Here is a 13,977-nt window from a genome sequence, read left to right as displayed (position 1 = left end):
GATTTGCAAGCTTATCGAACGCCGCCCTGCAGGAGATAATCGCGGTCAACGCTATTGCATTGCGCATCCACTTCGTAGGATACGTTCCGGCACGCAGCGCCCGAAGGTTCAATGCTGCCAAGCTATGGCATCCTCCCGCGACATTCACCTTGCCACCAGAAGCGCACCCATGACGACATTTTGACCGACGAGGCCGAGCGCGATTGCCGTTATGCGGCGCGCATGGCGCGTCGGGCCTGACACTCTCCACCATTGCGCTTGAAACTCCGGCGCAAGCCATAGGCCTGGCAGGTTATTTGCGAGGCGAGGAAATACGGACCAGTTTTGATGAACACACATGTCTACTCACCGGCATCACTTGTAGAAAATGATGCCCGAGCGTGGTTGAAGATCCTCGCGAAATACCGTCAGCCCCGCATTGGGCGCAGCGCCTTGGAGCTTCTTGTCACAGTCGTGCCGTTCGCCGGCTTCTGGGCCATCGCCTATTTTGCCCTCGCGTATGGGTTCTGGTACGGGCTGATCGCAATCATTCCCGCCGCAGCCTTCCTCCTGCGCCTTTTCATGATCCAGCACGATTGCGGCCACGGTTCGTTCTTCGCCCGTCGCGGCCCCGACGATTGGACAGGTCGTGTCATCGGTGTGCTTACGTTGACGCCTTACGACTACTGGCGCCGGGCGCACGCCGCTCATCACGCCTCGGCTGGCAATCTGGACGAGCGGGGTACCGGCGACATCACCACGCTCACGATCTCGGAATACCGTGCACTTTCACCCGTGAAACGCCTGGGCTATCGCCTGTACCGGCACCCGCTTGTGATGTTCGGCATCGGCCCTGCCTGGCTCTTTCTCCTTAAGCAGCGTATGCCTTTCGGGATGATGAAGGGAGGTGCCCTGCCCTGGGTCTCCACCATGGCGACGAACGCTGCGATCCTGGTGTGCGCCGCCTTGGTGGCTTGGATGGTTGGGCTCCTGCCTTTCCTTGTGATCCACCTGCCGATCGTGCTCTTGGCCGGCGCCGCCGGCATCTGGCTCTTCTACGTGCAGCACCAATTTGAGGAGACGCACTGGTCGGCCGGCGAGGATTGGCAGTTTCCCCAGGCAGCCCTCCATGGCGCATCCCACTATGACCTGCCGCTGGTGCTGAGATGGCTGACCGGCAATATCGGCATTCATCACGTGCATCACCTGTCGAGCAGGATCCCTTACTACAGATTGCCGGAAGTTCTGCGCGACCACCCCCAACTCGCGGATATCGGCCGCATCACTTTTTGGGAAAGCTTGCGCTGCGTTAGGCTGGTCTTGTGGGATGACGGACGCAAGAGACTCGTCTCATTCCGCGATGCCGCCAATAAGGCCATTCACCCTTAACAGGTGGGTTCCGGCTTCGTCTGGGTGTTGGTCATAGGCCAAGGATCCTGCGATGATCTCGGCATTCGCCGTCAAGCACAGAGCTGGAAGCAGTAGCTTGTCCACAGCCGCCGTTTCGTGAGAGAATCGAGAAATCGGAAGTACCGAAGCGCTCAACGGGTAAGCTCGGCCAAGTGCAGTCGTGTTTCAGCCCGTTGACTAGTTGGCCGCGGAACATGGAACTTCTCTTCGCTCTTGGCCTGATCGCCATCAAGATCGCGTTGCTGATCGCAATGCTGCTTCTTTTGCCTTTGCCGCTGACCTGGCTGGAACGCAAGATTGCCGGCCATATGCAGCAACGGATGGGTCCCATGCGCGTGGGGTGGCACGGGTTGTTGCAGCCCGTGGCGGACGGTATCAAGCTTCTGACGAAAGAAGACCACATCCCTGCAGAGGCTGACCGCTTTCTGTTTAAGCTGGCGCCGATCCTGGCGCTCGCTCCGCCCTTTGTCGTATTCGTCGCGATCCCCTTTGGGGAGACAGTTTCAGTGCTCAATGCCGAGATCACGCTCTACGTTTCCAACCTGAACGTGGCACTGCTTTTCGTCTTCGCAGTGATTGGCCTAGAGGTCTATGGCGTCATCTTCGGCGGCTGGGCCGCCAACAGCAAATACGCGGTTCTAGGCAGTCTCAGGACCTGCGCGCAGATGATCAGCTACGAAATCCCCATGGGGTTCGCGGTCGTCGGCGTCGTCATGCTGGCACAGTCGATGAGCCTCGTGGACATCGTGCGCGCCCAGAGCGATCTCTGGAACATCGTCTATCAGCCGATCGGGTTCTTCGTCTTCTTCGTCGCGGGCTTGGCCGAAGCGCAGCGCATTCCCTTCGACCTGGCCGAGGCGGAAGGGGATCTCGGCGCCGGGTTCCACACCGAATACAGCGGTATCCGTTTCGCGCTCTTCATGGTCAGCGAATACGTCATCGTGCTCTTGGTATCGGTCCTCTCCGTCATCCTGTTTTTCGGCGGCTGGAACGGTATTCTGATTCCGTTGCCTCCGCTTCTCTGGTTTGCGCTCAAGGTGGCATTCTTCATTTATGTTTTTATGTGGTTCCGCTTCACTTTGCCTCGCTATCGCTATGACCAACTGATGGCGATCGGATGGAAGGTCTTGCTTCCTTTGTCGATGGCGAACATAATTATCACTGGTATTGCTTTCACTTAGGGGCCATGGCGGCTCCTCCGCGTGCGTTCCTGGATCGGTGTCGATCCGAGGAAGGTACGTGCAGCGATCGAAGGGACTACAGCGACCCTCCTGCGTCGGAATAAACGCACGCCGCTGTAGAATGGCGCGACGATGTCACGCGTAGTCGACAGAGCTGCAACATGGATCGGCTGGGCGCTTTTTGCGGATCTGGCAAGCGCCTTTACGCTGACCTTTGGCTATATGTTCTCCAAGCCGGTGACCATGCAGTATCCGGACAAGGAGAAATGGCTCCCCTACTCGCGCTATCGCGGACATCACTTCCTGAAACGGGACGAAGAGGGCGAAATCAAATGCGTCGCGTGCGAACTCTGCGCTCGCATCTGCCCCTGCGATTGCATCGAAGTCGTTCCTTATGAGGACGAGAAGGGCAACCGCCATCCAGCAAAATTCGAGATCGACACGGCCCGGTGCCTGTTCTGCGGCCTGTGCGAGGACGCCTGCCCTGCGGACGCCATCGCACTTGGCCAGCAGTATGAGTTCTCGAGTTTCTCGTCACGTGACCTGGTGATCGGACGTGACGATCTGCTTGGCAAACCTGGAAAGGCAATGACCGGCGGTGGCGTCGTCACCGCACGCCTGAACACGGAACAGGACGTGCTGGTCGAGACGAGCGAGCCGCATGGCTATAACTGGTGGCGCAACATCCGGCGAACGTGAGGAGCAACGATCAAACCGGCGCGCGCAGATAGGAGGCTCAGATGCTTGTCGGTGAAATCGTGAAAGACAAGGGCGCTGGAGTGATCGCGGTCGCTCCCGACCAGACGATGGTGGAGATCCTGCGGCTCTTTCGTGACAACAATATCGGCTTCGTGGTCGTCAGCCACGCGCCCGGAAGGTATCTGGGCACGCTGTCGGAACGGGACTGCTGCAACGCACTTGCGGAATACGGGCCCGAGGCGGCGCTGATGCCGGTCGCCGATATTATGAACCGCAACGTGGCGATTTGCTCGGCTGTCGACGGGCTGCCCCTGGTGATGTCGATCATGACCCAGAGACGGACACGTCACGTGCTGGTCATCGAGGAGGAGGCCATTGTGGGCGTCGTCAGCATCGGCGATGTGGTCAAGCATCGGCTGGACGAAGCGCAGCGCACGGAGCGGCACCTGCACGAATACATTGCCGGGGCCGGTTACCACTGATTAGGTTCGCGCCGGCCGAATGGCGAGAATGCAGGGAACAGTGCCTCGCGCCCAACCTCACGCTCCACGCCAGATCCGATTCGTACCCTTGATTTCGTGGGCGGCTTGCGCCTTTTGAACCTCGACCGGACACGGGTATTCACCCCGCTGCATCAAGCTGTTGAGGCGCAGAGACCGATAGTTTTCGGGGATAAAGACGAGGCCCTTGGGAAACGGCTTCTCGACCTTAAGCTGCGCGCTCAGTTCGCCACGGGTTGACCGAACGACAACCTGATCACCATCTGCAAGGCCAAGCTGCGCAGCATCCTCAGCGCTCATCGCGACATAGGGGTCGTTGGCGACCGTATTCAGAATCTCCGAGCGCTCCGAAAGATAGCCATTGTGAAACAGGCAGTTGCCGGTGACGAGCATGAGCCCGTCGCTCGCCTGCGAAACAGCTGGCGGTGCGTGAAAAGCGCCCAAGGGTGGTGTCGGATCCGCCTTGGTGAAGGCACCGTCGGCGCCAAGCCCGGCCCAAGTCAATGCCTGATAGGCCGGAAGCAGCCGGGCGATCTCATCGAAAATCTCGACGTGCGTCGAATGCTGCAATGTTTGGCCGCGCAGTGCTGCGACAAAATCGAAGATAGCGAGATTGCCCCGCGCCTCGAAGACTGGTTCCCGGAACTTGCGGACCTGCTGGATGCGACCTTCGTTGTTGGTAAAGCTGCCGTGCTCTTCACCGTAGCCCGCCGCTGGCAAAACGACCTCGGCCAGTGCGGCCGTCTCCGTAAGGAAACTGTCCTGCACGATCAGCAGAGCAGCAGCCCCAAGGGCCCGTGCCACGAACTCCCTGTCCGGATAGGCGATCAGCGGGTCGGTCCCGACAAGGTAGAGGGCGCCAATCTGCCCAGCGACGGACAGATCCAGCATCGCATCGAGATCAGAACCAGGCTCGTGAGGGATTTCGGTGCGCCAGTTCCGGGCAAAAGCGCTGCGCACCGTATCGTCGGCGACCGCCTGCAGGCCAGGGAAGGCGCCCGCCAAAGCCCCCATATCCCACGCGCCCATCTGGTTGGCGCGGTCGAAAAGGATCTGCAATGCTGGGGTCTTGCCGAGGAGGCGGAGCAGTTGCAGGAGGTTGTTGAGCTGGTGCAACACCACCCGCGCTTCGGACGATCTCAGGAGGTCGACACCGACGAGCACGGTGACGGTGCCGTCTTTGTTGAGCGCGGCGGCCAGACGATCCGGTCCGTCGCTGCCATCGCGAGCCGCCGGGCCGCCGATTGTTACTCCGATCTCGGCAAGAACGTCACTCGATAGTTTCTCGCCGGCTGCCGCTGCAAGCGCGGCGACAACGGCCGCAAGGCTCGTGGCCTCTCCGCCGGGCGGTACACGAACCACAACCTCCGCATCGGCGTCGAGACGGGACGGCCGCGTCGTGAGCATGAGCAATCCGGCGCCGCGTCGCCGGGCGGCATCCCGCAGCAGATATTCCGTAACCGGGTTTTCCTCGGTCACGTTGCCACCGATGACAAGCACGCGGTCGACGCCGATCACCTCCTGCAGCGGCGCGCGCGTGTAGCTCGCCATCAGAGGGGCGAGTGCATCGAAGGGCGTAGACCAGCGCGACGAGCAGTCGATGTTGTTGGTCCGGAAAACCGTGCGCATGAGCTTCTGGAACTGATAGAGCACCTCATTGGGCAGGCGCGGCGAGACAACTCCGCCAGAAGCCTTGCTTTCGACCGCCGCCAGCCGCCGGCGCAGATAGTCTCCTGCTTCGTCCCAGGAAACCGGAACCAGCGCGCCATCGCGGCGGATCATTGGTCGTTTGATCCGGTCGTGTCCTTCGATGAAGTCAAGGCCGAACCGGCCGCGTGCGCATAGCGTTTCGCGGTTAACGCCGTGTTCCTCCTTGGATCGGACCCGCATGAACTCGCCCTTGCGCGCGCCGACCGTCAGTTGACATCCGGTGCCGCAATGCGGGCAGATCGTGTCGACCTCGGCGAGGTCCCAGGGCCGCGCCTTGTAGCGATAGGGGAAACTCATCAGCGCGCCGACCGGACAGACTTCGATGCAGTTGCCGCACTGGTCGCAACTGGCGAGACTGCCCTCGAAGCCGGTGACGGCCGTATCCATGCCTTTCTCGACGGTGCCGAGGGCGACCGCGCCGACGACCTCCTCACACATCCGCACGCAGCGCTGGCACTGGATGCAGCGGTTGACGTTCATGATGACGACGGGACTGAGGCGAATATCGCGAGAATGGAAGACGCGCTTGGGATCATGAAAGCGGCTTCTCCCCGGACCATAGGCCATCACCATGTCCTGAAGCTCACATTCGCCACCCTTGTCGCAGATCGGACAGTCGAGCGGGTGGTTGGCGAGCAGCATGTCCAGCATGGAAGAACGCGTTTCATCAATCAGCGGCGTGTCCGTTCGCACGACCATGCCTTCAGTGACGGCCGTGGCGCAGGACGGCTGTAGCCGCCGCAGCCCCTCGATCTCGATGAGACACATGCGGCAGGAGGCAAGCGGCGGCAGGCGCTTCAGGTAGCAGAAGGTCGGAATTTCGATGCCCAATCGCTGGGCGGCCTGCAACACAGTCGAGCCGGCCTCGACTTCCAGTGTTTGCCCATTGATCGTAACGCTAACCATGGCCTACTCGCCCGCGCTAGAGCGCTCCTCAGTGGAACGGACACTTCCGCTCCTCGATATGGGCGACGAACTCCTCGCGGAAATGCGCAAGCGAGGCCCGCAATCCCATCGCCGCACCGTCACCCAAAGCACAAAACGTATTGCCGAAAATGCCTTTGCAGAGCATATCCAGCTGCTCCATGTCGCCGGGGGCGCCCTCGCCCGCTTCGATCCGGCGCAGCACTTTCACCACCCAGTTCAGCCCCTCGCGGCAGGGTGTGCACTTGCCACAGGACTCGTGGTGAAAGAACTCGATGATGCGGGTGGCGACCTTGACCATGCAGGTCGTGTCGTCGACGACGATCACCCCCGCCGAGCCCAGCATCGTGCCGGCGGCAGCAAGCGAGTCAAAGTCCATTCCGATGTCCAGGCCCGGCTCAGGGATCACCGGCGCGGAAACACCACCTGGGATCACCGCCTTGATCTTGCGACCGGCCGGCGGCCCGCCGGCATGGTCCTCGACGAGTTCGCGAAGCGGAATTCCCATCGGCAGTTCGTAAAGCCCGGGTTTGCGCACCTGCCCGCTGACGCAATAGAGCTTCGGTCCGGGGCTCTTCTCCGGTCCGATGCTGCGGAACCAATCGGCGCCCCGCGCCACGATATGCGGCACGCAGACCAGCGTCTCGACATTGTTGATGACGGTCGGGCTGGCATAGAGCCCGGCAACCGCCGGGAATGGCGGCTTCAGGCGCGGCTGCGCCCTCTTGCCCTCGAGCGAGTCGAGCATCGCGGTCTCCTCGCCGCAGATATAAGCGCCGGCGCCGCAATGAACATGCACGACGAAATTGAAATCCGAGCCCAGTATCCTCGCTCCGAGATAGCCCTTGGCGTTGGCCTCCGCGATCGCCTGATCCAGCCGTCGGATCGCCAGCACATACTCTCCGCGAATATAGACATAGGCGACCTCGGCCCCGATCGCGTAGGCGCTAATCGCCATGCCTTCGATCAGTTGGTGCGGGTCCCGCTCCATAACGATACGGTCCTTGAAGGTGCCAGGCTCCCCTTCGTCGGCATTGCAGCAGAGATATTTCGGCTTGTCGGCCCGCTTCGGCACGAAGCTCCACTTCATGCCGGTCGGAAACCCGGCTCCGCCGCGGCCGCGCAGGTTCGATCTTTTTATGACCTCGATGATCTCGTCGGGCGTGTATTCCTTGAGGGCTTTGGCAAGCCCTCGGTAGCCACCGCCGGCCTCATAGGTGGAGAGGAGATGTCCATCCGGCACGTGCACGTTCTTCAGAAGAACCGGTTCGTACATGGCGCTATTCCCCCGGTGGTTCGGCGGCAGCAAGATCGGCGCCGTTCGTCTCGGGCACCGTCGCGCACAGCCGGGCGAGGAGCGCATCGATCCGCTCGATGTCGAGATTGCCGTGATAGTCGTCGCCGACCTGCATCACCGGGGCCATCTCGCAGGCACCGAGGCATTCGACGGTCGAGAGCGTGAACAGCCCATCGGGGGTCGTGCCGCCCTTCTTGATCCTAAGGACCTTCTCCAGATGCGTCAGCAGCTCCTCGGATCGCCGCAGCATGCAGGATACGTTGTCGCAGAGCTGTAGATGGAACCTCCCCACCGGCTCGGTATGGAAAAGCGTATAGAAGGTCGCCAGCTCGTAGACCCAGATCCGCTCGACGCCGAGGATTTCGGCGACCTCTTCCAGCACCGGCCCGGGCAGATGGCCATGTTCCCTTTGCGCGATCAGAAGCGCGGGCATGATCGCCGAGCGCTGGTCGGGGTACCGCGCCGCCGCCTGTTCGATCTTTTCGCGCATCGTCATCACGTCCAAATCCCTGCTACTTGTCCACCTCCGCCATCACAGGATCGAGGCTGCCGAGCACGGCGATCATGTCCGCCAGATAGCGAGCGTTCGTCACTCCGAAGACCGCCTGGAGGTTGACGAACGAGGGTGCCCTGACCTTCATGCGAAACGGTTTCGGCGACCCGTCGCTGATGATGTAGAACCCCAGCTCACCCTTGGGTGCCTCGATTGCCGAATAGACCTCCCCCTTCGGCACGTTGAAGCCATAGGCCGACAGGTCGAAATGCTGGATCAACGCCTCCATCGAGCAATGCACGCGCTCCTTGTCGACGGGGAAGGCGATCGTCGGCATGTCGACCTGGAACGGCCCCTCGGGCATCTGGTCGATGCATTGTTCGATGATCCGCATGCTTTCGCGCATCTCGTCGACCCGGCACCGCCAACGCGCATAACAATCGCCCTCGGTGCGGGTGATGACATTGAAATCGAGCCGGTCGTAGATCTCGTAAGGCTCGTCACGGCGGATGTCCCAGTCGACGCCGGAGGCCCGCAGGTTCGGACCGCTGAGGCCCAGATCAATGGCGTCTTCGGCAGAGATCACGCCAATCCCCTGAGTGCGTTTGAGGAACACCCGGTTGTCTTCGAGCAGCCGCTCATAGTCGCGGATCCGGTTCGGGAAGATCTCGCAAAACTCCCGGATCTTCGGGAAGAATTCGTCAGGAAGGTCCTCGCGCACGCCACCAACCCGGCAGAAGGAAGTGTGCATACGCGCACCGGTGATCATTTCCATGAGATCCATGATCATTTCACGCTCGCGCATGACGTAAAGCAGCGCGGTCATGGCGCCGAGGTCCATCGGCAGCGCGCCGGTGATCAGCAGATGACCGGAGATGCGCGCGAGTTCCGCCATCATCACGCGGATATATTGCGCCCGGATCGGTGCCTCGATGCCAAGGAGTTTCTCCACCGCGAGCGCGAAGGCCAGGTTGTTCGAAGGGGGGCAGAGATAGTCAAGCCGGTCGGTCAGCGGGAAGATCTGCGTATAGGTGAAGCTTTCCGCCAGTTTTTCGGTGCCGCGATGCAGGTAGCCGATGTGGGGGTCCAGCCGCTTGACATATTCGCCGTCCAGTTCGAGGACGAGCCGGAGGACCCCATGGGTGCTGGGGTGCTGGGGCCCGAGATTGAGAAGCACTTCCTTGCTGTTGAGCGCTTCTCCTTCCGGCCTCGTGAGCTCGGTGACTTCGGTCATCTCAACTCTCCGGCGTCGATCGGTCTCCGTAGTTCATGATGATTTCGGATCGGTCCCAGCGGAAAACCGCCCGCACCAGTCCTTCTCCCTCCCTATGGAATCTCCCGCGTGGCGAGGTCTGGCTGTGTCGGCGGCGGACCTTCGGCACCAAACGGGTTCAGCTTGTCCTTGTAACCCCTGAGCGGGAAATCCTTGCGCTGAGGAAAGCCCTCGAAGCCCTCCCACATGTAGATCCGGCGCAAATCGGGATGCCCCTGGAACCGGATGCCATACATGTCCCAGGCCTCGCGCTCATGCCAGTTGGCGGTGCGCCAGACTGCGGTGACCGAGGGGACCTCAGGCGGGTCGCCAAGCCGACACTTGATGCGGACCCGCCAGCGGTTGGGCAGCGAATAGAGGTGATAGACCGCCTCGAAGCGCGGCGTTTCGGGATAGTGGTCGACGCCGCAGATGTCGGAAAGGAAATTGAACCTGAGCTCCGGATCGTCTTTCAGGAACCGGCAGAACTCGACGATCTTTTCGGGCGGAACCACAAAGACATCGATGCCATGCTTAGTGCCGAGATCCTCGATCGTTTCCCCGAAGCGCTCCAGGATCGGAGCGCGATTGAGAGATGGCTCGACACTCATGATGCCGCAGCCCGATCGAGAGGCGTTCCGGCCAGCGCGCGGGACCTCTTGATCTTTTCTTGCAGCAGCAGAAAGCCATGCATCAGCGCCTCGGGGCGCGGTGGGCATCCGGGGACGTGCACGTCAACCGGAACGAAGGTTTCAGACCCTTGCACAACGGCATAGGTGTTGTAGACGCCGCCCGATATAGCGCAGGTACCCATGGCGATCACCCAGCGCGGCTCCGGCATCTGGTCGTAGAGCCGGCGCACGACGGGCGCGAATTTACGGGTCACAGTGCCAGCGATGATCATCACATCGGACTGCCGCGGTGAAGGGCGGAACACCACGCCGAACCGGTCGAGGTCGTAGCGCGCGCAACCGGCCGAGATCATTTCGATGGCACAACAGGCGATACCGAAGGTCTCGGGCCACAAGGCCGAGCTTCGGCTCCAATTGATGACGCTCTCGGCCGTGGTGAACAGCACGCTGTCCTGGATCGTGTTTCCTACTCCTCCCATTCCAGCGCTCCCTTCAGCCAGGCGTAGGCGAAGCCCACGAGAAGCAGGACGATGAAGACGAACATCTCAAGATAGCCGACGATACCGATCTCTTTGAGGACGACCGCCCAGGGAAAGAGAAACATCGCCTCGACATCGAAGACGACCAGGAGGATCGCGAGGATGAAGAACTGCACCCTGAAGCGCCCCCCGGCGGCTTCGCCTGCCGGGTCCATGCCGCATTCATAGGGCATGTTCTTTTCGAGATAAGGATTGGATGGCCGCAAGAGCGAGGAAACAAAAAGCGTCGCCCCCACCACCAGAACAATTCCGGCGATCATGAAAAGAACCGGGAGGAATTCCGCTGCAGACATATTGCACAGCCCGGTCACCCATCGGGGACGTTGCTCAAGCCGCGATCGGCTCCTTCGGGCCGGTAACGCGGTCGCCCCGGGAAGTGACTAAGGGCATTCCTTTCCTAAACCGCTAGTTTATTCCGTCGCATAGGCCAATGCAAATGCGATCGCTCAGCCGCCGAAGGCCGACTGCTGAGCGAGCTTCAGAAACCACGCTGGAAACAGACCGATGCCGACCGTGCCGGCGGCAGTGACGGCGAGAGCGGCGCCGACCAGAGGCGTCAGCGCCGGCTCGAACACCCGTTCCGGCTCGCGCATGAACATCACCATGACGATGCGGATGTAGAAATAGGCGGCGACAGCGCTCAAGAGTACTGCGATCACGGCGAGCAGGACAAAACCACGCTCGACGAGCGCGACCAGCACGTAGAACTTGGCAAAAAAGCCGGCCGTTGGCGGAATACCCGCGAGCGAGAACAGATAGAGCAACATCAGTAGAGCCAGCCCCGGATGCAGCTTGGCGAAACCGGCATAGTCCTCGATAACCTCGCCCGAGAAATTGCCGTTTCGCATCATGATGACGGCGCCGAAGATGCCGAGATTCATGAAGGTGTAGATCAAGAGGTAGAGCATCACGCTGGCGACCCCGTCGGCACCGCCGGCCACGATCCCGAAAATGGCAAAGCCGGCGTGGGCGATGCTGGAATAGGCGAGCAGACGCTTGAAATTTTCCTGCACCAGCGCCACGAAACTGCCGAGCGCCATCGTTACGACCGCGATCACGGCCAATATGATCCAGACGTTGGAGCCCGCGACCAGCGGGTTGAGAAACACCCTGAGGATCACCGCGAAGCCCGCCGCCTTCGGCCCGACGGACATGAAGGCGGTTATCGTCGTCGGTGCACCCTCGTAGACATCCGGCACCCACATGTGGAACGGCACCGCGCCAATCTTGAAGACCAGTCCGGCGACAATGAAGACCACCGCCAAAAGCAAGCCCGGATCGAGCGGATCACCGGTGACTGCTGCCGCCATCCGGTCCAGTTGGGTCGTGCCGGTGAGGCCGTAGACCAGCGAGACGCCATAAAGGAATATCCCGGTCGAGACTGCGCCGAGGATCACATATTTCAGCGCCGCCTCGTTTGACCGTTGCTCACGCCGCAGGAAGCCGGTCAGCACGTAGGTGCAGAGCACCATCAGTTCGAGACCGACATAGATCGCGAGAAGGTCGGTCGCCGAGGCCATGATCATCATGCCGGAAAGCGCAAGGAGCAGCAGGACGTAATATTCGCTGCCGCCAATCCCTTCGATGTCAGCATAGTTTCGCGAGAGCAGGAACGTCAGGACGATCGCCAGGTAGAACAGGGACTTGAAGAAGACAGAGAACGGGTCGGCGACGAACATGCCCGCATAGGCCGGCTGCGCCCCACCCGACAGTGTGAATGTCCCCAGGGCGGCAAGCAGCACGATTGCGACCGAGGACCAGACAAGGACAGCGTCCCGCCCCTTCGGCACGAACTGTCCGGCGATCAGCAGGATGCAGGCCCCCGTAACCACGATGATTTCGGGCAGGCTCGCGAGGATCGACGGAAGGAGCGCTGCGGCGGTCATGGGCCGTTCCCCTTGTCGTGCACCTGCTGCAAGAGATGCGTGACCGAGCTATCGATGATGGCGAGAAAGGGCTTTGGGTAGAGCCCGACCCAAAACACGAAGACAGCGAGCGGCAGGATCGCCGCCATCTCGCGGCCGTTGACATCGCGGACCTTGAAGCGCGTACCGACACTCGCCGGACCAAGCGCGACCTTCCGGTACATGCCGAGCAGATAGGCTGCGCCCAGCAATGCACCCAAAACGGCGACCGCGCCAAGCGTGAGGTTGGCCGCAAACCCGCCCGACAGCACCAGCAACTCACCCACGAACGCGTTCGTTCCCGGCAGCGCCATGGAGGACAGCACGAACAACGCCAGAAATCCGGTGTAGACAGGCGCGACCTTCATCAAGCCGCCATAGTCGGCGATGCTGCGGGTGTGGGTCCGCTCGTAGATCAGGCCGACGAACAGAAACAGGGCGCCGGTCGTCACGCCATGATTGAACATCTGCAGGATGCTGCCTTGGAGCCCGAGCGGGTTGAGGGCAAAAATCCCAAGCGTCACGAAACCCATATGGCTGATGCTGGAATAGGCCACCAGCTTCTTCAGGTCGTCCTGCGCCAGCGCCAGCAGGCCGCCATAGACGATCGCGAGCGCCGAAAGCGCCATCATCAGGGTCGAATAATGGACCGAGGCCTCCGGCAGCATCGGCAGCGAGAACCTCAGGAACCCGTAGGCGCCCATCTTCAGGAGCACGCCGGCAAGGATGATGCTGCCTGCTGTTGGAGCCTGCACATGGGCGTCCGGCAGCCAGGTATGAAGCGGGACCATCGGCACCTTGACCGCGAATGCGACGAGGAAGGCGAAGAACAGCCAGGACTGAACCTCGAACGGCAGGTCGAGCTCCATCAAGACGAGGATGTCGAAGGTCCTGCCGCCCTCGAAATACAGCACGATGATGCCGATCAGGAACAGGAGGCTGCCCGCCAGCGTGTAAAGGAAGAACTTGAACGCCGCATAGACGCGGCCGTCGCCGCCCCAGATACCGATGATCAGATACATCGGGATCAGCATCGCCTCCCAGCAGACATAGAACAGAAACAGGTCGAGCGCCGAGAACACACCCAACATCAGGGCCTGCATGGTGAGCAGGCTGATCATGAACTGCTTCACCTTGCGGTCGATGGCGATCCATGAGGCGAGCACCGAGATCCAGCCCAACAGCGCCGTGAGGAACACGAAAAGCGCGCTGATTCCGTCGACGCCGAGCGCAAAAGTAATGCCGAGTGCCGGCACCCACGGGCGCGTCTCGACGAACTGCATCTGGGAGGTCCCGGTGTCAAAACCGGCGAGCATCGCGATGGCGAGCGCCAAGTCGAGCACGGTGAAGCCGAGCGCCGCCCACCGCGCGAGATCGTCGCTGCGCATGAACATCACGACCGCTGCCCCAGCGGCAGGTACGAAGACGATGAGGCTGAGCAGCGGGAACGCCATCAC

The 13,977-nt window shown here is 61.3% G+C and carries 13 protein-coding genes; 4 read left to right on the top strand and 9 right to left on the bottom strand.

The features are described 5' to 3' along the window. Window positions 1–327: 327 nt before the first annotated feature. The 4 genes from AC070A_RS26190 (at window position 328) to AC070A_RS26175 (ending at window position 3,751) form a co-directional block, all read left to right on the top strand. A complete protein-coding gene (locus tag AC070A_RS26190; RefSeq protein WP_218373689.1) occupies window positions 328–1,368 on the top strand; it encodes a fatty acid desaturase in 1,041 nt (346 codons plus the stop codon). Window positions 1,369–1,583: 215 nt separating this feature from the next. Next, a complete protein-coding gene (gene nuoH, locus AC070A_RS26185; RefSeq protein ID WP_218373688.1) occupies window positions 1,584–2,570 on the top strand; it encodes an NADH-quinone oxidoreductase subunit NuoH in 987 nt (328 codons plus the stop codon). Window positions 2,571–2,702: 132 nt separating this feature from the next. Continuing rightward, complete coding sequence (locus AC070A_RS26180) at window positions 2,703–3,269, top strand: NADH-quinone oxidoreductase subunit I (protein WP_218373687.1); 567 nt, start codon at window positions 2,703–2,705, stop codon at window positions 3,267–3,269. 41 nt (window positions 3,270–3,310) lie between these two features. Continuing rightward, window positions 3,311–3,751: a CBS domain-containing protein gene (locus AC070A_RS26175; protein WP_057248726.1), complete on the top strand. Its 441-nt coding sequence runs from the start codon at window positions 3,311–3,313 to the stop codon at window positions 3,749–3,751. A gap of 57 nt (window positions 3,752–3,808) precedes the next feature. On the opposite strand, the gene nuoG is transcribed toward AC070A_RS26175, so the two are convergent. The 9 genes from nuoG to AC070A_RS26130 all read right to left on the bottom strand — a co-directional run bounded on the left by nuoG (window position 3,809) and on the right by AC070A_RS26130 (window position 13,974). Next, window positions 3,809–6,385 (bottom strand): NADH-quinone oxidoreductase subunit NuoG, encoded by a 2,577-nt coding sequence (nuoG, locus tag AC070A_RS26170; RefSeq protein ID WP_492384022.1) that lies wholly within the window; start codon window positions 6,383–6,385, stop codon window positions 3,809–3,811. 28 nt (window positions 6,386–6,413) lie between these two features. After that, on the bottom strand, window positions 6,414–7,679 hold the full coding sequence (nuoF, locus tag AC070A_RS26165; RefSeq protein ID WP_494773598.1) for an NADH-quinone oxidoreductase subunit NuoF: 1,266 nt from the start codon (window positions 7,677–7,679) through the stop codon (window positions 6,414–6,416). 4 nt (window positions 7,680–7,683) lie between these two features. After that, entirely contained in the window at window positions 7,684–8,196 is a 513-nt protein-coding gene (nuoE, locus tag AC070A_RS26160; RefSeq protein WP_218373681.1) for an NADH-quinone oxidoreductase subunit NuoE, read from the bottom strand. 16 nt (window positions 8,197–8,212) lie between these two features. Then, complete coding sequence (gene nuoD / locus AC070A_RS26155; protein WP_492384024.1) at window positions 8,213–9,427, bottom strand: NADH dehydrogenase (quinone) subunit D; 1,215 nt, start codon at window positions 9,425–9,427, stop codon at window positions 8,213–8,215. A 92-nt stretch (window positions 9,428–9,519) separates the two neighbouring features. Beyond that, window positions 9,520–10,056 carry an NADH-quinone oxidoreductase subunit C gene (locus AC070A_RS26150; RefSeq protein WP_492384025.1) on the bottom strand — a complete coding sequence of 179 codons (537 nt, stop codon included), beginning with the start codon at window positions 10,054–10,056 and terminating at the stop codon, window positions 9,520–9,522. After that, a complete protein-coding gene (locus AC070A_RS26145; protein ID WP_057248732.1) occupies window positions 10,053–10,556 on the bottom strand; it encodes a NuoB/complex I 20 kDa subunit family protein in 504 nt (167 codons plus the stop codon). Before AC070A_RS26145 ends, AC070A_RS26150 begins: the two co-directional genes overlap by 4 nt. After that, the gene (locus tag AC070A_RS26140; protein WP_057248733.1) at window positions 10,544–10,909 is read right to left on the bottom strand and encodes an NADH-quinone oxidoreductase subunit A; all 366 of its coding nucleotides are present in this window, start codon (window positions 10,907–10,909) and stop codon (window positions 10,544–10,546) included. The genes AC070A_RS26145 and AC070A_RS26140 overlap by 13 nt, the downstream gene beginning before the upstream one ends. Before the next feature lie 153 nt (window positions 10,910–11,062). Continuing rightward, entirely contained in the window at window positions 11,063–12,502 is a 1,440-nt protein-coding gene (locus AC070A_RS26135) for an NADH-quinone oxidoreductase subunit N (protein ID WP_492384026.1), read from the bottom strand. Further along, a complete protein-coding gene (locus tag AC070A_RS26130) occupies window positions 12,499–13,974 on the bottom strand; it encodes a complex I subunit 4 family protein (RefSeq protein ID WP_492384027.1) in 1,476 nt (491 codons plus the stop codon). Before AC070A_RS26130 ends, AC070A_RS26135 begins: the two co-directional genes overlap by 4 nt. Between the last annotated feature and the right edge of the window lie 3 nt (window positions 13,975–13,977).

It is taken from the genome of Ensifer sp. GW101-20A05, from assembly GCF_059424735.1.
The sequence above is the reverse complement of the archived record's forward strand: the minus strand, read 5'-3'. Positions and strand labels throughout refer to the sequence as shown.